Raw genomic sequence first — 18,717 nt, 5'->3', positions numbered from 1 at the left:
TTACAGACGTCGAACCACGGCAGACGTCTATCCGAGGAGGCGCCACCATGTCCGCGAAACCGCCCACGGCCCGCTATGTACTGCCCGAGTTCACCGAACGCACGAGCGCGGGTGCCCGGACGACGGACCCCTACTCGAAGCTGCTGGAGGAGCGGATCGTGTTCCTCGGGACGGCGATCGACGACACCTCGGCGAACGATGTGATGGCGCAGTTCATGCACCTGGAGTACCAGTCCCCCGACCGGGACATCTCCCTCTACATCAACTCGCCCGGCGGCTCGTTCAGCGCGATGACGGCGGTGTACGACACGATCCGGTACGTCACCTGCGATGTGGAGACCATCTGTCTGGGGCAGGCGGGATCGTCCGCCGCGGTGCTGCTGGCGGCGGGCACACCGGGCAAGCGGTATGTGCTGCCGGGGGCGCGCGTGGTCATCCATCAGCCGGCGTACGGCGAGCCGGTCCAGGGGCAGACGAGCGATCTGGCGATCCTCGCCGAGGAACTGCTGCGCACCCGGCGCACGTTGGAGGAGATGCTCGTACGGCACACGGGGCAGAGCCCGGAACGGATCAGGGCCGATGTCGAGCGGGACACGATCCTCGACGCCCGGGCGGCGGTGGAGTACGGCCTGGCCGACCGGATCATTCCGAGCCGCAAGACCTCGCGCACGCTCCCCGGCACGAGGTGAGCGGCCGATGCTCCCACCCGAGTTGCCGCCGCTGCCCGCGCTGACGCGCGCCGAGGCGGAGTTGATCGACCGTTATCTGGACGTGGTGGACCTGCTGGGCCGGATCAATCCGGCCCGCCCGGGCGACACCTATCGCGGGCTGCGGGCGGCGCAGGCCCTCGTCGGCAAGGCGACCGCGTTGCGCGACGCGCTCGAATTGATGCACGGACGGGGCGAGAACGAGGTCCATGCCCCCACCCTCGCGCGGGCGCTTCGCGTCCTGGACGGCGAGCGGCGCGCCGCACGGGTCGCACTGCCGCCGCCCACGACGCCGAGTTGACCGCCCAACCGACCCCACACCACCCCTTCGACCGCGACACACCCCCCTCGGCCACCAACCCGGGCGACGGCTCGGCCGACCCGCTCGACAGGTGTGATCTTGTCGACATGGCTGAACGGAGTCCGGACGGCGGGCCGTACTGAGGGGCGTCAGGACCGGACTCGGAGCGGAGCGCGGAGCAGTGGGAGAAGCAGCGACAGCAGCGGACACTCACTCAGCCCGCTCCAGAACCGGGGGAGTTGCGCGTCATGCCTGGTTCCAGGCCGGAATGCACTATTCCGATACGGTCGTTCGGACCCCTCGACGGGGTGGACATCCTTACTCAAATCACCCCCTTCAGCTGAATATGCAGGTGGTGAGTAAGGCCACAAATCCCCGATTCCGTTGGGTTTTTCGGACTTCCGTGCGTCAAGATCCCTTCCTGACGACAAGCCCCCGCCACAGCGGCGGGGCGATCCGGGCGGACGCCGAGTCCTGCCGCCGCCCGGATGACCGGTCGACAGGAGTGCATCGGCAGGAGTGGAGGACCCAAGCACGACGGGTCGCCGGAGCGGACAAGCCATGTCCGTGCCGAGCAACCCTTGGGGTGAAGCCGCGTCAGCGGCCGGGCAACTTCGCCAGCCCGAATCCGACAGGTCATCCTTCACAGGCGGCTGACGAAGGGTTGCGCATGACTGCGCTCAATCGTGTCCCGTCGCTGTTGACCCGGGCCGGTACGGCCTCGGCTCTGACCATCGCCGCCGTCGGCGGCAGCATCGTGGTACCGGGCGTCGCGGGCGACGCCGAGGCCGCCACCGTGGCGTCGAAGGCACTCAAGGTCGCGGCTTCCAAGAAGGGCTCGCCCTACCGGTGGGGCGCCACGGGTCCCAGCAGGTTCGACTGCTCGGGGCTGACGCAGTACTCGTTCAAGAAGGCGGGCAAGAAGCTGCCCCGCACCGCCCAGCAGCAGTACAACAAGACGAAGCACATCTCCGCGAGCAACCGCAAGCTCGGAGACCTCGTCTTCTTCCACTCGGGCTCCAGCGTCTACCACGTCGGGATCTACGCGGGGAAGGGAAAGATCTGGCACTCGCCGAAGACGGGTGACGTCGTACGCCTCCAGAAGCTCTGGACGAAGAGCGTCTGGTACGGCCGGGTCCGCTGACCCGGGGTCGGGGGCGGCGGAAACCACCGCCGCCCCCGACGGGCGTGACACCGCCCCGAAAGTGGTTACCCGGTGTGTCATGGCCCCCGACCACACCCGCCCCGCGCGCGACCGGACACCGCTGGAGCACGCGGACCGCAACAAGACCCCGCTGGACCGCGCCGACCGCGACGAGACCCCGTTGGAGCGCGCCGACCGCAACTTCTCCGAGCTGCTGCAGGAGCTGCGGGTCACCCAGACCGGTGTGCAGATCCTCTTCGCCTTCCTGCTGACGCTGGCCTTCACACCGCGCTTCGAGGACCTCGACTCCGTACAGCGCGCCACCTACATCACCACGCTGCTGCTGGCCGTGCTGGCGGCGGCGCTGTTCACGGCACCGGCCGCACTGCATCGCTCGCTGTTCCAGCAGAACGCCAAGCCCACGATCGTCCGGGTCTCGTCCCGGCTGGCGACGGTGGGGCTGGCCGTGCTGATGCCGGCGCTGGCCGGTTCCGTACTGCTGGTCGTGGACGTCACCCTCGGCCGCACGGCCGGGATCATCGCGGGCGTCGGTACGCTCGCCGTCTGTCTGGGCCTGTGGAATCTGCTGCCCAGGTGGGTCAGGGGTGCCGCGGAGCGCCGGCCCTGAGCGGCTGGAGCGGGACCGTCCACGGCAGTTCGATGGCGACCGTCTTGCCGCCCTCGCGGGTGGGTCTGACGCTCAGTCGGCCACCGCACTCGGCGGTCAGCCAGCGGATGATGACCATGCCCCGGCCGTTGTCCTGCTGAACGGCCGCGGGCAGACGTTTCGGAAAACGCGGATGGCTGTCGGTGACACCGATGCGCAGATGCTCGTCCCGGTCGAGGGAGATGTCCACGGTGAACGTGGGCGACTGGCCGAAGGTGTGCAGGACGGCGTTGGTGGCGAGTTCGGAGACGATCAGGCGCACGGTGTCCGCGATGTCCGTGTCGCTCGGCAGGCCCCATTCGGCGAGCACATCGGCGACGTAATTACGGGCGGCGGACACCGAGGCGGGATCGCTCGGCAGAGTGACGGAGGCTTCCTGATGATCTGCCATGGCACGGTCGTCCCTTTCCCACGGGACCGGTGTCCGACAGGGAGCGGATGATTCGACTACGGTCCCGGACTGGTGCTTCGCGCCAGACTGCCACTACCTGGACCCTCTGGGGTGGCGATCCACCAAGATATGCATATATCTGTCCCCCGAAGCGGTGAACTCTCCGACGGCCGACCGTATTCCGGTGCACTCTCGGGCCATCCTCTGTCGTCACCCGACCCACAGCGCGCCGGGCGGAAGGAGAGAGCCATGCAGTACGGTCCGGCGGTGCGCCGCCGCAAGCTCGGTGCCGAGTTGCGCCTTCTGCGCACCCGCGCCGGGCTCACCAGTATCGAGGCGGCCGGTCTCGTGGGCTGGCACCAGTCCAAGGTGAGCCGGATCGAGACCGGCGCCAGCGGGGTGAAGCCCCCGGACGTACGGAAGCTGCTGGACACCTACGAGGTGGCGGACGGCGAGTTGAGGGAGCTGCTGCTGGCGCTCGCGGGCTCCGAGGACGGCGGTGGGCGCCACAACTGGTGGCATGCCTACCGGGGTGTACTGCCGCCGACGTACCGCGACTTCATCAGCCTGGAGTCGCAGGCCAGCGGGATGCGGACGGTGGAGACCTCGGTCGTGCCAGGGCTTTTGCAGATCCCGGAGTACGCGCGGGCGGTGACGCGGGCCACGGTGGAGGGGCTGGAAGACGACAAACTCGACGCGCTCGTGGAAGTGCGGCTCGCGCGGCAGGACGTACTGCGCGGCGATCCGCCGATGGCACTGACTGCCGTGCTCGACGAGGGGGTTTTACGGCGGGAGGTCGGCGGACCGGATGTCATGACCCGTCAGTTGGGGCGTCTGGCGGAGGCCGCGCGCCTTCCTCAGGTGCGACTGCAGGTACTCCCGTTCACTGCCGGGGCGCACATCGGCATCACCGGTCCTTTCGTAATTTTCTCATTTAGGAGCACTTCCGATCTGGACGTGGTTGTTCTCGACCACTTGACGAGTAGCCTCTATCTCGAACGGAAAGAAGACCTCAGGGCCTATGTCGAGGCCTTCAACACCCTTCAGATCCACGCCCTTTCGCCCGAGGAATCGTTGGATTACATCGCCGGGCTGGCTCACGGCTAGCTTTCGGCGCGTGAGGAGGCACCATGTCTGCACTGCCTCGGTCCGTACCCACCAGTACCGCACTGCGCGATGTGCGGTGGCGGCGCAGCAGCCGCAGCGCGGGATTGGCCAACTGTGTGGAAACGGCCCGTCCCGGGTCCGGCCACTGGGCCGGCCTTGTGGCCGTGCGCGATTCGAAGAACACGGCGGGGCCGGCCCTGCTGTTCGCCCCCGAGGCATGGGAGGGATTCATCACCACGCTTCGGTGAGCACCGCCGCGAGCGCCGGCGGTTCCGCTTCCGGGAGCCTCGTTCGCCAAGGCTCCGCCACCGGAAGTTCCGCTTCTGACGACGCACGGCCGCGACGCCGACTCACGGTCGCGTTTCGTCGATGATCCCCATGGCTCGGTCGATCTGTCCCTCGGTGAGATCCGCCCGGGCGGTCAACCGCAGCCTCGATACGCCGTCGGGTACGGACGGTGGGCGGAAACAGCCGACGGCGAGACCCGCCGTACGGCAGTCCGCCGCCCATCGCACCGCCTGATCCGGAGACGGCGCACGCACGGACACCACGGCGGCGTCGGGCCGCACCGCTTCATGGCCCGACGCCGTCAGCCGTGCGTGCAGCTCCCGGGCCACCCAGCCGGCCCGCGCGGCCCGCTCCGGCTCCCGGCGCAGCAGCCGCAGCGCGGCCAGCGCGGCACCGGTCGCGGCCGGGGCGAGCCCCGTGTCGAAGATGAACGTCCGGGCCGCGTTGACCAGATGGTCGATGACATGCGCCGGTCCGAGAACGGCTCCGCCCTGGCTGCCCAGCGACTTCGACAGCGTGACCGTGGCGACCACATCGGGATCGCCCGCGAGCCCCGCCGCGTACGCGGCGCCGCGGCCGCCGTCCCCCAGCACCCCGAGTCCGTGCGCGTCGTCCACGACGAGACCGGCGCCGTACTCACGGCAGGCGGCGGCCAGTTCGGCCAGCGGGGCGGCGTCGCCGTCCACCGAGAACACCGTGTCGGACACGGCGATCGCGGGCCCGGTGCGGGTGCCGAGCGCCTTGCGGACCGCGTCCGGGTCGCCGTGCCCGACGACCTGGGTGGTGCCCCGGGCCAGTCGGCAGCCGTCGATGAGGGAGGCGTGGTTGCCGGCGTCCGAGACGATCAGGGAGCCGTGCGGGGCGAGCGCGGTGACGGCGGCGAGATTGGCCGCGTAGCCGGAGGAAAAGACCAGGGCCGCCTCGAAACCGCAGAAGTCGGCCAGCTCCCGCTCCAGTTCGCCGTGGAGTTCGGTCGTCCCGGAGACCAGCCGGGAGCCGGTGGCCCCGCCGCCCCACCGGCGCGCGGCCTCGGCGGCGCCCTCCGTCACCTCCGGGTGCCGGGACAGGCCCAGATAGTCGTTGCTCGACAGATCGAGGAGCGGCGAGTCGGCCGGGCGGGGCCGAAGGGTCCGTACGAGCCCGGCGCGGCGGCGCGCGGCGGCCTGCTCGTCGATCCAGCCGAACGCCATGGGTCGTCCTCCGGGGGTGAGGTGGGGCGCCCCGCGCAGTATGCGCTTGCCGTGGGCGGGGCATGCGAGTGCCGCACACGGCGCGCGGGGCCCGGGTGCGGATTTTGTAGGCAGTGCACAGACCCTAATGGCAGCGCCGGTCGCTCACGATGTGGCGATACCCACATGTCGATCCGGGTCTGTTGTCCGAAGTCTCCTTGGCCCGGGGCGGTCCCGTAGGACAGGATCGGCTCTCATGGACCTGCTGAACACGCTGGTGGACAAGGGGCTCCGGCGCGAGCCGGTGACCCGTGACGAGGCGCTCGCCGTTCTCCGCACCTCCGACGACGACCTTCTCGACGTGGTGACCGCGGCCGGAAAGGTGCGCCGGCAGTGGTTCGGCCGCCGGGTCAAACTCAACTACCTGGTCAACCTCAAGTCCGGGCTCTGTCCCGAGGACTGCTCCTACTGCTCCCAGCGGCTCGGTTCCACCACGGGCATCCTGAAGTACACCTGGCTCAAGCCCGACGAGGCGTCCAGGGCGGCGGCGGCCGGGCTCGCCGGTGGGGCCAAGCGGGTCTGTCTGGTGGCCTCCGGGCGGGGCCCGACCGACCGGGACGTCGAGCGGGTCGCCGGCACCATCAAGGCGATCAAGGACCAGAACGAGGGCGTCGAGGTGTGCGCCTGTCTCGGTCTGCTCTCCGACGGCCAGGCCGAACGCCTGCGCGAGGCGGGCGCCGACGCCTACAACCACAACCTCAACACCTCCGAGTCGACGTACGGCGAGATCACGACCACGCACACGTACGCCGACCGTGTCGACACCGTCCAGAAGGCCCACGCGGCCGGGCTGTCGGCGTGTTCGGGTCTGATCGCGGGCATGGGCGAGACGGACGAGGACCTGGTCGACGTGGTCTTCTCCCTCCGTGAGCTGGACCCGGACTCGGTGCCGGTCAACTTCCTGATCCCGATCGAGGGCACCCCGCTGGCCAAGGAGTGGCACCTCACCCCTCAGCGCTGTCTGCGCATCCTGGCGATGGTCCGCTTCGTCTGCCCCGACATCGAGGTCCGTATCGCGGGCGGCCGTGAGGTCCACCTCCGCACGATGCAGCCCCTCGCCCTGCACCTCGCCAACTCGATCTTCCTCGGCGACTACCTCACCACCGAGGGCCAGGGCGGCAAGGCCGACCTGGAGATGATCGCGGACGCCGGTTTCGAGGTGGAGGGCATGGGCGAGACGACCCTGCCGGAGCACCGGGTGGCCGGGGAGGCGGGGGCCTGCGGGTCGCGGGCGGCGGGTTGCGGCTCGCACGCCTCGGCGGACGGGGCGTCCGGGTGCGGGTCCCACGAGGGCCCGGACGGGGGCTGCGGGTCCCACGCGGGCGGCGGAGTCTGCGGTTCCGTACCGGCCGCCGCCACCGCGCAGGCCGCCCCCGCCGCTCCGACCGCCGAGCCGCGTACGGATCTGGTGACCGTACGCCGCCGAGGCGCCGGCACCGACCTCGCGCCCAATGCCTGACCTGCCCGTACCGGAGCTGCTGGAACTCGACCGGCGGCATGTGTGGCATCCGTACGGGCCGATGCCGGGCCGGCACGAACCGCTCGTCGTGGAGTCGGCGAGCGGGGTCCGGCTGCGGTTGGCGGGCGGCTCGGGCGAGTTGGTCGACGGTATGTCGTCGTGGTGGTCGGCGATCCACGGCTACAACCACCCGGTGCTCAACGAGGCCGCGCACGACCAGCTGGGGCGGATGAGCCACGTGATGTTCGGCGGGCTCACGCACGAGCCCGCCGTACGGCTGGCGAAGCGCCTTGTCGACATGTCACCGGACGGGCTGGAGCATGTCTTCCTCGCCGACTCGGGCTCGGTCTCGGTCGAGGTCGCGATCAAGATGTGCCTCCAGTACTGGCGTTCGCTCGGCCGCCCCGGCAAGCGGCGCCTGCTGACCTGGCGCGGCGGCTACCACGGCGACACCTGGCAGCCGATGTCCGTGTGCGACCCCGAGGGCGGTATGCACGAGCTGTGGCAGGGCGTACTGCCCCGCCAGGTCTTCGTGGACGCACCGCCGAAGGAGTACGAGGAGTCGTACGCCGAGTTGCTGCGCTCGGCGATCGAGCGGCACGCCGACGACCTGGCCGCCGTGATCGTGGAGCCGGTGGTGCAGGGCGCGGGCGGGATGCGGTTCCACTCCCCCGCGTATCTGCGGGTGCTCCGCGAGGCGTGCGACGCGTACGGCGTGCTGCTGGTGTTCGACGAGATCGCCACCGGGTTCGGGCGTACGGGCGCGCTGTTCGCGGCGGAGCACACGGCGGTGACCCCCGATGTGATGTGCGTGGGCAAGGCGCTGACCGGCGGTTATATGACGATGGCGGCGGCGCTGTGCACGCCGAGGGTGGCCGACGGCATCTCGCGGGGCGAGGTCCCCGTGCTGGCCCACGGTCCGACGTTCATGGGCAATCCCTTGGCCGCGGCGGTCGCCTGCGCGTCGATCGACCTTCTGCTGGGCCAGGACTGGCGCGCGGAGGTCAAGCGGATCGAGGCGGGACTTCGGGAGGGCCTGGCCCCGGCACTCGACGTACCCGGTGTGCGGGACGTCCGTGTCCTCGGCGCCATCGGTGTCGTCCAACTCGACCACGAGGTGGACATGGGGGCGGCCACGGCGGCGGCAGTGCGCGAGGGCGTGTGGCTGCGGCCCTTCCGTGACCTCGTCTACACGATGCCGCCGTATGTGACGGGCGACGAGGACGTGGCACGGATCGCCCGCGCGGTGTGCGCGGCGGCGACGGCGGGATGAAGGAAGAGAACGACGACATGACGATCCTGCTGATCACGGGGACGGGCACGGAGGTCGGCAAGACCGTCGCCACGGCGGCGGTGGCGGCGGTGGCCGTCTGCGCCGGCCGCTCGGTCGCCGTCCTCAAGCCCGCGCAGACGGGTGTGGGCCCGGACGAGCGGGGCGACGCGGAGGAGGTGGCGCGTTTGGCGGGCGCCGTCTCGGCGCACGAACTGGCCCGCTACCCCGAGCCCTTGGCCCCCGCGACGGCCGCCCGGCGCTCCGGTCTGCCGCCCGTGCACCCCGAGGACGTCGCCGAGGCCGCGGCCAAGCTGGCGGTGGACCACGATCTGGTGCTGGTCGAGGGCGCGGGTGGCCTCCTCGTCCGCCTCGACGACGCGGGCGGCACCCTCGCCGACACGGCCCGCCTCCTCGGCGCCCCGGTGCTCCTCGTCGCCTCGGCCGGCCTGGGCACCCTCAACACGACGGAACTGACCGCCCGCGAACTGGCCGTACGGGAAGTGGAGTTGGCGGGAGTGGTGATCGGCAGCTGGCCCAAGTCCCCCGACCTGGCGTCCCGCTGCAACCTGGCGGACCTGCCGGTGGTGGCGGGGGCATCGCTGTTGGGGGCGATCCCGGCGGGGGCGGGCGCCCTGGAACCGGCCGACTTCCGTGCGCGGGCGGGGGGTTGGCTGGCACCGGGGTTGGGCGGTGATTGGGACGCCCAGGCCTTCACAACACGGGAGTCCGCCAGGGCGGCGTAGCTGCGGGCAATCGTGCCGCTGGGGCGGTGCCCATCCCAAAGAGAGCGGCACCCTGCTCGCGCCGGTAAGCGAAACCCCGCCCACCCGCACCACCACTCACCGATCACCGTCCCCCAACAACCGCACCAACTCGATCCGCGACCTGATCCCCAACCGGGTGAACACCCCCCGCAGATGGTGATCGATCGTGCGCGGACTCAACAGCAGCCGGGCGGCGATCTCCCGGTTCGTCGCCCCCTCGGCGGCCATTCGGGCCACCATCAACTGCTGGGCGGTGAGCCGGGACGCGAAGTCATCGGCCCCGGAGGTCACTTCAGCCCGCTCCCCCAACGCGCGTAGCTCCGCCCGCGCCTGGCCCGCGCACTGCGGCGACCCGAAGTGCTCGAAGGCTTCGAGCGCGCTGTGCAACCGGTCCCGCGCCTCGGTGCGGTTGCGCAGCCGTCGCAGAGCGCTGCCGAACAGCAGCTCCGTACGGGCACGTTCGAAGTCACGGGTGCCACCGGCGTGCAGGTCGAGGGCGGTGCGGTAGTGCTCGACGGCCCCTTCCCCGGTGGCGAGCAGGGCCCGGCAGCGAGCGCTGAGGGCGAGGTCGTCGGCGCTGCGGACGGTCCGGGCCCAGCGGTCGTAGTCGGCGTGGGCGGCGCGGGCCACACGGGTGTCGCCGGTGCGCACGGCGGCTTCGACATAGTGCGGCGTGGCGATATGCCGGATGGCCCGATGCCCGTGCCCGGGGCCGAAGCCGGCGAGCGCGCGCAGCCGGGCGGCGGAGGCGGCGAACCGCCCGGTGCTGAGGTCCAGGAAGGCGAGGGCGAACATGGCGAGGGCGGCCGGGAGTCCGAGGCCACGGGCGAGGGCGTGGGCGCGGGCGGACTCGGCGCGTTCACGGCAGACCTGCTCGTCGCCGGTGATGGCGGCGAACATCGCGAGGGCGGCCTGGAGATGGCAGGCCCCGTTGTCCTGGCCGGTGGCGTACGCCTGGTGGAGGGCGTCGAGGGCGGCGGCCTCGGCGGTCTTGGGGCGGCCGGTCCAGAACTCGGCGTACGCCCGGAACTCCATGGCCTGCGGCACGGTGACGATCTCGCCCCTGGCACGGGCGGAGGCGGCGGCGCGGGACGTGGCTGTGGTGGCGAGGGTGTGGTCGCCGAGGAGGAGGGCGGCGATCCCGGAGTGGATGAGCAGGGTGGGGTCGCCGCCGGGGCCGCAGCGTCCGGCGGCGGCTTCGAGGACGTCGCGGGCGTCGTCGTACCGTCCGGCGGACGCGGCGGTGAGGGCGCCGAGGGTGCTGGGCGTCAGGATGCCGAGCGCGTCGGCGACATCGGCGGCCTCGCGGCAGCGGCGCAGATCGCCGGTGTAGATGGCGGCCTCGGTGGCTCGTGCCAGCAGATGGACGGCGGTGTCCGAGGAGTGGTCACGACCGGGGGCACGCCTGAAGCCGTGGTCGGGGTGGGGGTCGGGGTCATGCCCGTGGCCGTGGCGGGCCGTGGCGGTGAGCAGTGCGTCGAAGGCCTCGGAGGCGTTGCCGGCGCGCAGGGCGAGGAGGCCGCCGAGGGCGTCGTGGTCGGTGGCGGTGATGAGGCGGCGGGCCCGGTCGCCGTCGCCGGACTGCCAGGCCTCGGCTGCCGCCTGGGCGAGCAGGGTGGGGCGTTCGGCGGGTTCCGGGGTGAGGGCGGCGGCGCGTTCGGCGAGGGCGGAGGCGAGGGCGGGTTCGCCGATGGCACGTGCCACCCGTGCGGACAGCCGGAGTTCGGCGGCGAGCCGGCGGCTGGGGCCGAGGGCGGCGGCGGCCCGGTGCCAGGAGCGCCGGGGTCTCTCGCCCTCGCCGCTGAGGACCCCGGCGAGGAGACGGTGGGCCGCGCGCCGGTCGTCCATGGCGGCGGACTCGTATACGGCGATCCTGGTCCAGGCGTCCCGGAAGACGATGCCCTGCGCGGTGGCGTGGGCGAGGCCCGCCGTCTCGGCCGCGTCGACGGGGGCGGTGTCGAGTCCGGCGGCGGTGACGGCGCGGGCGTAGGCGTGGGTGGGGAAGGGGTGTTGGTCGGCGGCGGCGAGCAGCAGCAGGAAGCGGGTGTCGGCGGGCAGGGCCCGTACCTCGTGCCGGTGGGTCCTCAGCAGTGCGGGGGCGAGCGTCAACGGCTCGGCGGGGAGCGGGTCGAGTCCGGCGGCCTGGCGTTCGGTCAGGGCGGCGGCCAGTTCCCGGGCAGCGCGAGGGTCGCCGTGGGCGGCGTGCAGCAGGCGTACGTGTACGCCTTCGAAGAGCGCGGCCTGTGCGGCCGGCTCGTCCTCCGGGCTCGGCCACTGGTGCGTGGGGGGCGGTGGCGAGCGATGCGGAAGTTGTGGGGGGTTCACCGGAGTCACCACACTCATCACGTTACTGGCGAGTTAACCGGCGAGTAAAGACCGGCGATTTCACCGATGCGGCGCGCGTAGACCTCATCTGACACTCCTGTTCGACCCCACCCGTTTCAGGAGGCACCATGCATCGCCGCATGCGCCGTATCGCCACGGCCCTCGCGACCGTGACCACCACGCTCCTTCTGTCACTGACGTTCACGGCCGCCCCCGCTCGGGCCGCGACCCACAACCCGATCGTTTTCGTGCATGGATTGAGCAGTTCGTCCAGCAGTTGGGACGAATGGGTCTCGTACTTCGAGGAGGACGGTTACTCGTCGTCAGAGTTGTACGCCTGGTCCTATGACTGGGCGCAGTCCAATGTGACAACGGCACAGCAACTGCGGACCAAGATTCAGAGCGTCCTCTCCGCGACCGGCGCCTCCAAGGTCGACCTGGTCGTGCACTCGATGGGCGCGCTCAACTCCCGCTACTACCTCAAGAACCTCAGCGGTACCTCGTCCGTGGACGACTTCGTGTCGGTCGCGGGCGTCAACCACGGGACGACGACGGCCTCGTGGTGCTCGTGGCTGTACACCTCGTGCGCGGAGATGTACACCGGAAGCTCGTTCCTGACCTCGCTGAACTCCGGTGACGAGACCCCGGGCAGCGTCTCGTACGCCAGCTACTGGTCGAACTGCGACGACGCGCTCACCCCGGACACCACGGCGATCCTCAGCGGCGCCACCAATGTCGAGGTCGGCTGTGTCTCGCACACCGACATGAACAACGACTACGGCGTCTACGAGCAGGTGCGCGACTTCGTCGCCTGACCCACTGGGCTTGTCGTACGCCCTGCGCGCCCGTCGCGCGACCACTCCCCAGGGTCGCGCGACGGGCGCACCGGCGCTTCCGGACGGGTGAGCCGGTGCTTCCCGGGGGACAATCGCGGTAACCGCCGTCCCCCCTCGGGAGGTCCGTGATGGCCAGTGCCCCCAAGGACGCCGTGCACCATCCGCTCTTCGCCCGCTTCTACGCGAGGCTGAGCGTGTCGGCGGAGCCGAAGGTGGGTCCGCTGCGGGACCGGCTTTTCGACGGGCTCTCGGGGCGGATCATCGAGATCGGCGCCGGAAACGGTCTGAACTTCGCGCATGTCCCGACCACGGTCTCGGAGGTCGTGGCCATCGAACCGGAGCGCTCCCTGAGGCAGTTGGCCCTGGAGGCCGCCCTGCGCTCCGAGGTGCCCGTGGATGTCGTACCGGGCTCGGCGGAGGCGCTGCCGGTCAAGAGCGAGGCGTTCGACGCGGCCGTGCTGTCCCTGGTGCTGTGCAGTGTGCGGGACGTACGGCGCTCGCTCGGCGAGGTGCGGCGGGTGCTGCGCCCCGGCGGTGAGCTGCGGTTCTTCGAGCACGGCCGGGGCGGCGAGGGCCCGATGCTCCTGGTCCAGCGCGCGTTGGACCGCACAGTGTGGCCGCTGCTGTTCGGCGGCTGCCATGTGTCACGCGATCCGCTCGCGGAAATCCGCGCGGCCGGGTTCGAGATCGAGACATACGAGGAGGTCACGCCGACCGCGCGGGGGCCGAGGCTCCCCGGCTCCCGCTTGGTGATGGGCCGGGCGCGGCGACCCGAGGCCGAGGACTCCTAGGCGCTCCACTGCCGAAGCTCGTGCGCGATGTCGTACACGGTCGCCTCGCCGCTCTTGACCAGTTTGGCCAGTTCACGGACCCGCTCGGGGGAGGTGACGACCTTGACGCCGCTGGCGACGAGATAGCCGTAGGCGACGGCGGAGGCGAACAGGGCGTTGGAGCGTTCCAGCGCCGGGACATGCATCAGGAGTTGCAGGAGTGACGCGGCTCGGGCGTGCGGGGTGTCGTAGACGGGGACGTCGAAGATCTCGGCCTCGTGGCGGGCGACGGCCGCGACCAGGGCGCCCCAGTCGGTGACCTGGGGATCTCCGGGCGTCTTCCGTTCGGCGACCATCAGGAGCCAGGCGAGGTCGATACGGAGCTGACTCAAGGGATCAGTGACGCCCTTCGCGCCGGCCTTCGGACTCCCCGCCGAACTCCTCGGCGAAGACAGCCTCGTACTGCTTCATGAAATCGGCGGCGGACTCCACGAAGGTGTGCCCCACCTCTCCGGTGTCCTGCTTGACCAGTTCCTCGATGTACCGGTTCACACTCATCCCACGCTCCATGGCTCGTTCCCGGGCGGCTCGGGCCGTGTCCTCGTCCACCCGTACGTTCAGCTGGGTCTTGGCCATGGTTCGACGCTAGCGCCGGGGTGCTAGCGGGGGCAAGTGCGCCCTTGCCCGTAAGGGGCGCGGACCCTCCCTCAGGGGCGGCATATCGGTGCCCCTTACATCGGCCTCGAACATCCGACCTGCGACGGAGGGGCGCATCTGACCTCCGAGGGATACCGGGTGTGCACTGGATCACATTAGGCTCGTCCGAGAACGCCCGGAATTCGAACTGGTTCGATCCTGGAGGCCGTTTTGTCCACTGCTGCCGCTGAGCACTCCCTCGGCCGAGCGGAAGCGGACGGTGTCGCCGCCCGTGCCCGGGGCCTGACGAAGGCGTACGGCTCGGGCGAGACCGCGGTGCTCGCCCTCGACTCGGTCGACGTGGACATCGCACGCGGCCGGTTCACCGCCGTGATGGGGCCCTCGGGCTCGGGAAAGTCCACGTTGATGCACTGTCTGGCGGGGCTCGACACCGTGTCGGCGGGGCAGGTGTGGCTCGGGGACACCGAGATCACCGGGCTGAAGGATCGCGATCTGACCCGGTTGCGGCGTGACCGGATCGGCTTCATGTTCCAGTCCTTCAACCTGATCCCGACGCTGACCGCCGCCGAGAACATCACCCTGCCCATGGACATCGCGGGCAAGAAGCCCGACGAGAAGTGGCTGGACCAGGTCATCGACACCCTGGGACTACGGGACCGGCTGAAGCACCGGCCCTCCCAGCTCTCCGGCGGCCAGCAGCAGCGCGTGGCCTGCGCCCGGGCGCTCGCCTCTCGGCCCGAGCTGATCTTCGCCGACGAGCCGACCGGCAATCTGGACTCCCGGGCCGGTCTTGAGGTGCTCGGCTTCCTGCGGGAGGCCGTGGACGAGCTGGGCCAGACCGTCGTCATGGTCACCCATGACCCGGGCGCCGCCGCCCACTCCGACCTGGTGCTCTTCCTCGGGGACGGCCGGATCGTGGACCGGATGGAGCGCCCGACGTCCGAGGCGGTGCTGGAGCGGATGCGGCTGTTCACCGGCGGGAACCCGGGGGGCCAGGGGCCCGGCCCGGCCGCCGGGGAGGGCAAGCCCGCGGATGCGCCGGGCACGCCCATGGAGGTCAGGACCACCGGTCCGACCGCCCTCGACGAGGACTGAGACCGTGCTCAGGGCGACCCTGCGGAGTTTCCTGGCGCACAAGGGACGGCTGGTGCTGTCGGCGCTGGCGGTCATCCTGTCGGTGGCGTTCGTCGCGGGCAGTCTGATCTTCTCGGACACGGTCACCCGCACCTTCGACCGGCTGTTCGCCTCCACCTCGGCCGATGTCACGGTGGGCCCGAGGGAGGACGACCTCGACGGGCAGCTGCCGACCGGGGCGGTGGAGACCGTACCGGCGTCGCTCGCCCGGCGGATCGCCGGGATCGACGGTGTCGCGGACACGCATGTCGACGCGTCCGTGGAGAACATCACGGTCGTCGACGGGGAGAACGAGTCGGTGGGCCCGACGACGGGCGCCCCCACCATCGCCACCAACTGGTATCTCACCGACCGCAGCCCGGTCGAACTGACCAGCGGACACGCGCCCGAGGGCCCCGGACAGGCGCTGCTGGACGCGGACACCGCCGACAAGAAGGACGTGCGGATCGGCGACACGCTCACCGTGCTCGCGGGGCCCGGCTCCTTCGAGGTGAAGGTCGTCGGCATCGCCACCTTCACCACCACCAACCCCGGCGCCGCCCTCGTCTTCCTCGACACCGCCACCGCCCAGACCAGGCTGCTGGGCGACCCCGAGGCCGCCACGAGCATCTCGGTGACGGCGGCGCCCGGCGTCACCGACGACCAGCTCAAGCGGCGCATCGCCCGCGCCCTCGGACCGAAGACGTACGACTACCAGACCGCCGACGAACAGGCAGAGTCGGCGGCGGCCTCACTCGGCGGTTTCCTCGACGTCATCAAGTACATGATGCTGGGCTTCGCCGGCATCGCGACGCTGGTCGGCGTCTTCCTGATCGTCAACACCTTCTCCATGCTCATCGCCCAACGCACCCGCGAACTGGGCCTGTTGCGCGCCCTCGGCGCCGACCGGCGGCAGGTGCGCCGGTCCGTGCTCACCGAGGCGGCACTGCTCGGCCTCGTCGGGTCGACGCTCGGGCTCGCCACGGGCATCGGACTGGCGTACGGGCTGATCGAGTTGATGGGCGTCCTGGGGATGAACCTGAGCGCCGCCGAGATGGTGATCGGTGCGGGCACCCCGATCGCCGCGTATGTCGTCGGCCTCGGCGTCACCTTCGTCGCGGCCTATCTCCCGGCCCGGCGGGCGGCGACGGTCTCGCCGATGGCGGCGCTCTCCGATGCCGAGATCACCGGAGTCGGACGGCCCCTGCGGCTGCGCGCGGTGGTCGGCGGGATCGTCGGGGCGGCCGGTGCCGCCGCGCTCATCGGGTGCGCGGTGTCCACGGACACCGGCTCGGCGGCCTCGCTGCTCGGCCTGGGCGTGGTCCTCACCCTGATCGCGACCGTCGTCGCGGGCCCCCTTCTCGTACGACCGGTGATCCGGGTGCTCGGCGGCGCGTTCCCCGCGCTGTTCGGCTCCATCGGGCGGATGAGCCAGCGCAACGCCCTGCGCAACCCCCGGCGCACCGGTGCCACCGCCGCCGCGCTGATGGTGGGGCTCGCGCTGGTCACCGGGATGTCGGTGGCGAGCGCCTCGATGACCAAGTCGTTCGACGACGAGATCGACCGCACCCTGGGCGCCGACTTCGTCGTCCAGAACCAGAACTTCCTGCCGTTCCCGCAGGAGGTCACCGACCGGGTCGAGGACATGGTGGGGTCAGGGCCGCAGGAGGGGGCAGAGTTGGTCGTACGCCAGCGGTTCACCCCGGTCGCGGTACGGCTGCCGGACGGCGACCGGATCGAGACGACCGCCTCCGCGTACGACGCGGAACTCGACGAGATCGCGAACGTCACCTACGCGCGGGGCGACAGCGCGGCGGCCCTCGCGGACGGCGCCATCGCCATGGACGTGGACTTCGCGAAGGACCACGACGTGACCGTCGGCAGCGTCATCCCCGTACAGTTCCCGGCCGGGAAGAACGCCGAGCTGAAGGTCACCGCGCTCACCGACCAGGAGGCCGCCGAGGGCTTCGGCGTCGAGGGCGGGCTGTTCTTCGGGATGCCGACCATCGAGAAGTACGTACCCGGCGGCCAGGACTCCGCCCTGTACGTCAACGCCGCCTCCGGTACGAGCGCGGACGCGCTGCGCGCGAACCTGGAGCGCACGCTGGAGGAGTATCCGCAGGTCCAGGTCCGCGACCAGGCCGACTACAAGGAGCTGATCCGCGGCCAGATCGCCGTACTGCTGTACCTGGTCTACGCGTTGCTCGGCCTCGCGATCGTCATCGCGATCCTCGGCGTGGTCAACACCCTGGCCCTGTCCGTGGTCGAACGCACGCGTGAGATCGGGCTGCTGCGGGCGATCGGTCTGGCCCGGCGGCAGCTGCGGCGGATGATCCGGCTGGAGTCCGTGGTCATCGCCGTCTTCGGCGCGGTCCTCGGGCTCGCACTCGGTCTGATCTGGGGCGTGTGCGTCCAGCAGGTGCTGGCGTTGCAGGGCATGCGGGCGCTGGCGATCCCCTGGGGCACGGTCGTCGCCGTGGTCGTGGGCTCGGCGGTGGTCGGCGTGGTGGCCGCGTTGCTCCCGGCGCTGCGCGCGTCCCGGATGAACGTGCTGGCGGCAATCGCGCACGAGTGATGTACTCACCGGTGTTCCAGCGGTATTCCGGCTCAAGTCCCGTATCGGTGAGGAGAGTTCATGACGCGCCCGTTCCGCTTCGGAGTCAATCTGCTCAGTCCCACGTCCGGCGAGGAGTGGCGGGCGAAGTGCGGCCGCGCCGAACAGCTCGGTTTCGACGTGATCCTGGTCCCGGACCATCTGGGTATGCCGGCCCCGTTCCCGGCGCTCGTCGCCGCGGCCGAGGCGACCGAGCGGCCCCGGCTCGGCACGTTCGTCCTCAACGCGGGCTTCTGGAACCCGGCGTTGCTGGCGCGCGAGGTGGCCACCACGGACGCGTTGACCGGCGGGCGTCTGGAGCTGGGGCTCGGCACCGGGTATGTGGAGGCGGAGCACGAGAAGGCGGGGCTGCCGTGGGGGTCGCCGGGTGAGCGGGTCGACCATCTGCGGCGCACTGTCGAGGAGTTGGACCGCCTGCTCGGCTCCGACGAGCTCCCCCACTCTCGGCTGCGCTCAAGCGGGGGGACCCCCATGCCACGCCCGGTCCAGAGCTCCGGGGTGCCGTTGCTCATCGGCGGCAACGGCGACCGGATGCTGCGGATCACCGCCGAGCACGCGGACATCGCGGCGTTCACGGGTGCCCGTTCGGTCGGGGGCGGTCGGCTGGAACCGCTCACGGCGGAGGAACTCGACGAACGGGTCGCCCGCTACCAGGAGTTCGCCGCCGGCCGCAAGGAACCCGCCGAGCTGAACCTGCTGATCCAGATCGTCGAGATCACCGACGACCGCGCCGCCGCCGCGCGCCCCTGGCTCGACCACATCCCCCACCTCACCGAGGAGCAGATCCTCCGACTGCCGCTGGTCCTCGTGGGCACCCTGGACGAGATCGTCGAGCAGGTACTGGCCCAGCGCGAGCGGTACGGCTTCACCTATCTGACCGTCCTGGAGCCGAACATGGAGGTCTTCGGCCAGGTGATGGAGGCGCTGCGCGGGCGTTGACGCGAGGGCGGGCGAGCCGATGGAGGGCCTGCGCGGCCGTCGGCCCGAGGGCGGGCGAGCCGATGGAGGCGCTGCGCGGCCGTCGGTCCGAGGGCGGGCGTCCGGATCGTGGAATTCCAGGTTGCCCCTCGGC

Annotated in this window: 19 protein-coding genes and 1 riboswitch; of the genes, 14 read left to right on the top strand and 5 right to left on the bottom strand. The window is 71.0% G+C overall.

The window, feature by feature from the left end:
• The first annotated feature begins 47 nt into the window (after window positions 1-47).
• The 4 genes from ACWD4G_RS35340 (at window position 48) to ACWD4G_RS35325 (ending at window position 2,780) form a co-directional block, all read left to right on the top strand.
• Window positions 48-689, top strand: a complete 642-nt coding sequence (locus ACWD4G_RS35340) for an ATP-dependent Clp protease proteolytic subunit (RefSeq protein WP_451300890.1) — start codon at window positions 48-50, stop codon at window positions 687-689.
• 7 nt (window positions 690-696) lie between these two features.
• Window positions 697-1,008, top strand: coding sequence for a hypothetical protein (locus ACWD4G_RS35335; protein ID WP_451300888.1), 312 nt, complete (start codon window positions 697-699; stop codon window positions 1,006-1,008).
• Window positions 1,009-1,504: 496 nt separating this feature from the next.
• A riboswitch (cyclic di-AMP (ydaO/yuaA leader) is annotated at window positions 1,505-1,675 on the top strand.
• Window positions 1,676-1,678: 3 nt separating this feature from the next.
• A complete protein-coding gene (locus tag ACWD4G_RS35330) occupies window positions 1,679-2,152 on the top strand; it encodes a C40 family peptidase (protein ID WP_451300886.1) in 474 nt (157 codons plus the stop codon).
• A 151-nt stretch (window positions 2,153-2,303) separates the two neighbouring features.
• On the top strand, window positions 2,304-2,780 hold the full coding sequence (locus ACWD4G_RS35325; protein WP_451301004.1) for a DUF6328 family protein: 477 nt from the start codon (window positions 2,304-2,306) through the stop codon (window positions 2,778-2,780).
• Here ACWD4G_RS35325 and ACWD4G_RS35320 read toward each other — a convergent pair.
• A complete protein-coding gene (locus tag ACWD4G_RS35320) occupies window positions 2,752-3,210 on the bottom strand; it encodes an ATP-binding protein (RefSeq protein WP_451300884.1) in 459 nt (152 codons plus the stop codon). The genes ACWD4G_RS35325 and ACWD4G_RS35320 overlap by 29 nt on opposite strands.
• A 249-nt stretch (window positions 3,211-3,459) precedes the next feature.
• Between ACWD4G_RS35320 and ACWD4G_RS35315 the strand changes: the two genes are divergently transcribed.
• Both ACWD4G_RS35315 and ACWD4G_RS35310 read left to right on the top strand, forming a co-directional pair.
• Window positions 3,460-4,317, top strand: coding sequence for a helix-turn-helix domain-containing protein (locus ACWD4G_RS35315; protein ID WP_451300882.1), 858 nt, complete (start codon window positions 3,460-3,462; stop codon window positions 4,315-4,317).
• Between the two features lie 23 nt (window positions 4,318-4,340).
• Complete coding sequence (locus ACWD4G_RS35310) at window positions 4,341-4,565, top strand: DUF397 domain-containing protein (RefSeq protein WP_451300880.1); 225 nt, start codon at window positions 4,341-4,343, stop codon at window positions 4,563-4,565.
• 102 nt (window positions 4,566-4,667) lie between these two features.
• On the opposite strand, the gene ACWD4G_RS35305 is transcribed toward ACWD4G_RS35310, so the two are convergent.
• Window positions 4,668-5,795, bottom strand: coding sequence for an 8-amino-7-oxononanoate synthase (locus ACWD4G_RS35305; RefSeq protein WP_451300878.1), 1,128 nt, complete (start codon window positions 5,793-5,795; stop codon window positions 4,668-4,670).
• A 235-nt stretch (window positions 5,796-6,030) separates the two neighbouring features.
• Here ACWD4G_RS35305 and bioB point away from each other — a divergent pair, with 235 nt between their 5' ends.
• From bioB to bioD, 3 genes are read left to right on the top strand one after another with little or no spacing between them, the layout of a single operon-like run.
• Window positions 6,031-7,293, top strand: coding sequence for a biotin synthase BioB (gene bioB / locus ACWD4G_RS35300; protein WP_451300876.1), 1,263 nt, complete (start codon window positions 6,031-6,033; stop codon window positions 7,291-7,293).
• On the top strand, window positions 7,286-8,566 hold the full coding sequence (locus ACWD4G_RS35295) for an adenosylmethionine--8-amino-7-oxononanoate transaminase (protein WP_451300874.1): 1,281 nt from the start codon (window positions 7,286-7,288) through the stop codon (window positions 8,564-8,566). The genes bioB and ACWD4G_RS35295 overlap by 8 nt, the downstream gene beginning before the upstream one ends.
• Before the next feature lie 17 nt (window positions 8,567-8,583).
• Window positions 8,584-9,309 (top strand): dethiobiotin synthase, encoded by a 726-nt coding sequence (gene bioD, locus ACWD4G_RS35290; RefSeq protein ID WP_451300872.1) that lies wholly within the window; start codon window positions 8,584-8,586, stop codon window positions 9,307-9,309.
• A 96-nt stretch (window positions 9,310-9,405) separates the two neighbouring features.
• Here bioD and ACWD4G_RS35285 read toward each other — a convergent pair whose 3' ends face one another.
• On the bottom strand, window positions 9,406-11,673 hold the full coding sequence (locus ACWD4G_RS35285) for a LuxR C-terminal-related transcriptional regulator (protein WP_451300870.1): 2,268 nt from the start codon (window positions 11,671-11,673) through the stop codon (window positions 9,406-9,408).
• Between the two features lie 110 nt (window positions 11,674-11,783).
• On the opposite strand from ACWD4G_RS35285, the gene ACWD4G_RS35280 reads away from it, so the two are divergent.
• Together ACWD4G_RS35280 and ACWD4G_RS35275 are read left to right on the top strand one after the other, a co-directional pair.
• Complete coding sequence (locus tag ACWD4G_RS35280; RefSeq protein WP_451300868.1) at window positions 11,784-12,470, top strand: esterase/lipase family protein; 687 nt, start codon at window positions 11,784-11,786, stop codon at window positions 12,468-12,470.
• A 149-nt stretch (window positions 12,471-12,619) separates the two neighbouring features.
• A complete protein-coding gene (locus ACWD4G_RS35275) occupies window positions 12,620-13,282 on the top strand; it encodes a class I SAM-dependent methyltransferase (protein ID WP_451300867.1) in 663 nt (220 codons plus the stop codon).
• On the opposite strand, the gene ACWD4G_RS35270 is transcribed toward ACWD4G_RS35275, so the two are convergent.
• Window positions 13,279-13,653 (bottom strand): fic family toxin-antitoxin system, toxin component, encoded by a 375-nt coding sequence (locus ACWD4G_RS35270; RefSeq protein WP_451300865.1) that lies wholly within the window; start codon window positions 13,651-13,653, stop codon window positions 13,279-13,281. The two genes, ACWD4G_RS35275 and ACWD4G_RS35270, sit on opposite strands and share 4 nt — an antisense overlap.
• A 4-nt stretch (window positions 13,654-13,657) precedes the next feature.
• Window positions 13,658-13,897 carry a toxin-antitoxin system HicB family antitoxin gene (locus tag ACWD4G_RS35265; RefSeq protein WP_451300863.1) on the bottom strand — a complete coding sequence of 80 codons (240 nt, stop codon included), beginning with the start codon at window positions 13,895-13,897 and terminating at the stop codon, window positions 13,658-13,660.
• Window positions 13,898-14,128: 231 nt separating this feature from the next.
• Here ACWD4G_RS35265 and ACWD4G_RS35260 point away from each other — a divergent pair, with 231 nt between their 5' ends.
• From ACWD4G_RS35260 to ACWD4G_RS35250, 3 genes are read left to right on the top strand one after another with little or no spacing between them, the layout of a single operon-like run.
• On the top strand, window positions 14,129-15,013 hold the full coding sequence (locus ACWD4G_RS35260; RefSeq protein WP_451300861.1) for an ABC transporter ATP-binding protein: 885 nt from the start codon (window positions 14,129-14,131) through the stop codon (window positions 15,011-15,013).
• A 4-nt stretch (window positions 15,014-15,017) separates the two neighbouring features.
• Window positions 15,018-17,606 (top strand): ABC transporter permease, encoded by a 2,589-nt coding sequence (locus ACWD4G_RS35255; protein WP_451300859.1) that lies wholly within the window; start codon window positions 15,018-15,020, stop codon window positions 17,604-17,606.
• A 60-nt stretch (window positions 17,607-17,666) separates the two neighbouring features.
• On the top strand, window positions 17,667-18,584 hold the full coding sequence (locus ACWD4G_RS35250) for an LLM class F420-dependent oxidoreductase (protein WP_451300857.1): 918 nt from the start codon (window positions 17,667-17,669) through the stop codon (window positions 18,582-18,584).
• Window positions 18,585-18,717: the final 133 nt, after the last annotated feature.

The organism is Streptomyces sp. NPDC002643 (genome assembly GCF_053592555.1).
The sequence above is the reverse complement of the archived record's forward strand: the minus strand, read 5'-3'. Positions and strand labels throughout refer to the sequence as shown.

Bases quoted from the DNA above. Each gene is read 5' to 3' on its own strand.
- ACWD4G_RS35340 (WP_451300890.1), top strand. From the start codon at position 48: ATGTCCGCGAAACCGCCCACGGCCCGCTATGTACTGCCCGAGTTCACC.
- ACWD4G_RS35335 (WP_451300888.1), top strand. From the start codon at position 697: ATGCTCCCACCCGAGTTGCCGCCGCTGCCCGCGCTGACGCGCGCCGAG.
- ACWD4G_RS35330 (WP_451300886.1), top strand. From the start codon at position 1,679: ATGACTGCGCTCAATCGTGTCCCGTCGCTGTTGACCCGGGCCGGTACG.
- ACWD4G_RS35320 (WP_451300884.1), bottom strand. From the start codon at position 3,210: ATGGCAGATCATCAGGAAGCCTCCGTCACTCTGCCGAGCGATCCCGCC.
- ACWD4G_RS35315 (WP_451300882.1), top strand. From the start codon at position 3,460: ATGCAGTACGGTCCGGCGGTGCGCCGCCGCAAGCTCGGTGCCGAGTTG.
- ACWD4G_RS35310 (WP_451300880.1), top strand. From the start codon at position 4,341: ATGTCTGCACTGCCTCGGTCCGTACCCACCAGTACCGCACTGCGCGAT.
- ACWD4G_RS35305 (WP_451300878.1), bottom strand. From the start codon at position 5,795: ATGGCGTTCGGCTGGATCGACGAGCAGGCCGCCGCGCGCCGCCGCGCC.
- bioB (WP_451300876.1), top strand. From the start codon at position 6,031: ATGGACCTGCTGAACACGCTGGTGGACAAGGGGCTCCGGCGCGAGCCG.
- ACWD4G_RS35295 (WP_451300874.1), top strand. From the start codon at position 7,286: ATGCCTGACCTGCCCGTACCGGAGCTGCTGGAACTCGACCGGCGGCAT.
- bioD (WP_451300872.1), top strand. From the start codon at position 8,584: ATGACGATCCTGCTGATCACGGGGACGGGCACGGAGGTCGGCAAGACC.
- ACWD4G_RS35285 (WP_451300870.1), bottom strand. From the start codon at position 11,673: ATGAGTGTGGTGACTCCGGTGAACCCCCCACAACTTCCGCATCGCTCG.
- ACWD4G_RS35280 (WP_451300868.1), top strand. From the start codon at position 11,784: ATGCATCGCCGCATGCGCCGTATCGCCACGGCCCTCGCGACCGTGACC.
- ACWD4G_RS35275 (WP_451300867.1), top strand. From the start codon at position 12,620: ATGGCCAGTGCCCCCAAGGACGCCGTGCACCATCCGCTCTTCGCCCGC.
- ACWD4G_RS35265 (WP_451300863.1), bottom strand. From the start codon at position 13,897: ATGGCCAAGACCCAGCTGAACGTACGGGTGGACGAGGACACGGCCCGA.
- ACWD4G_RS35250 (WP_451300857.1), top strand. From the start codon at position 17,667: ATGACGCGCCCGTTCCGCTTCGGAGTCAATCTGCTCAGTCCCACGTCC.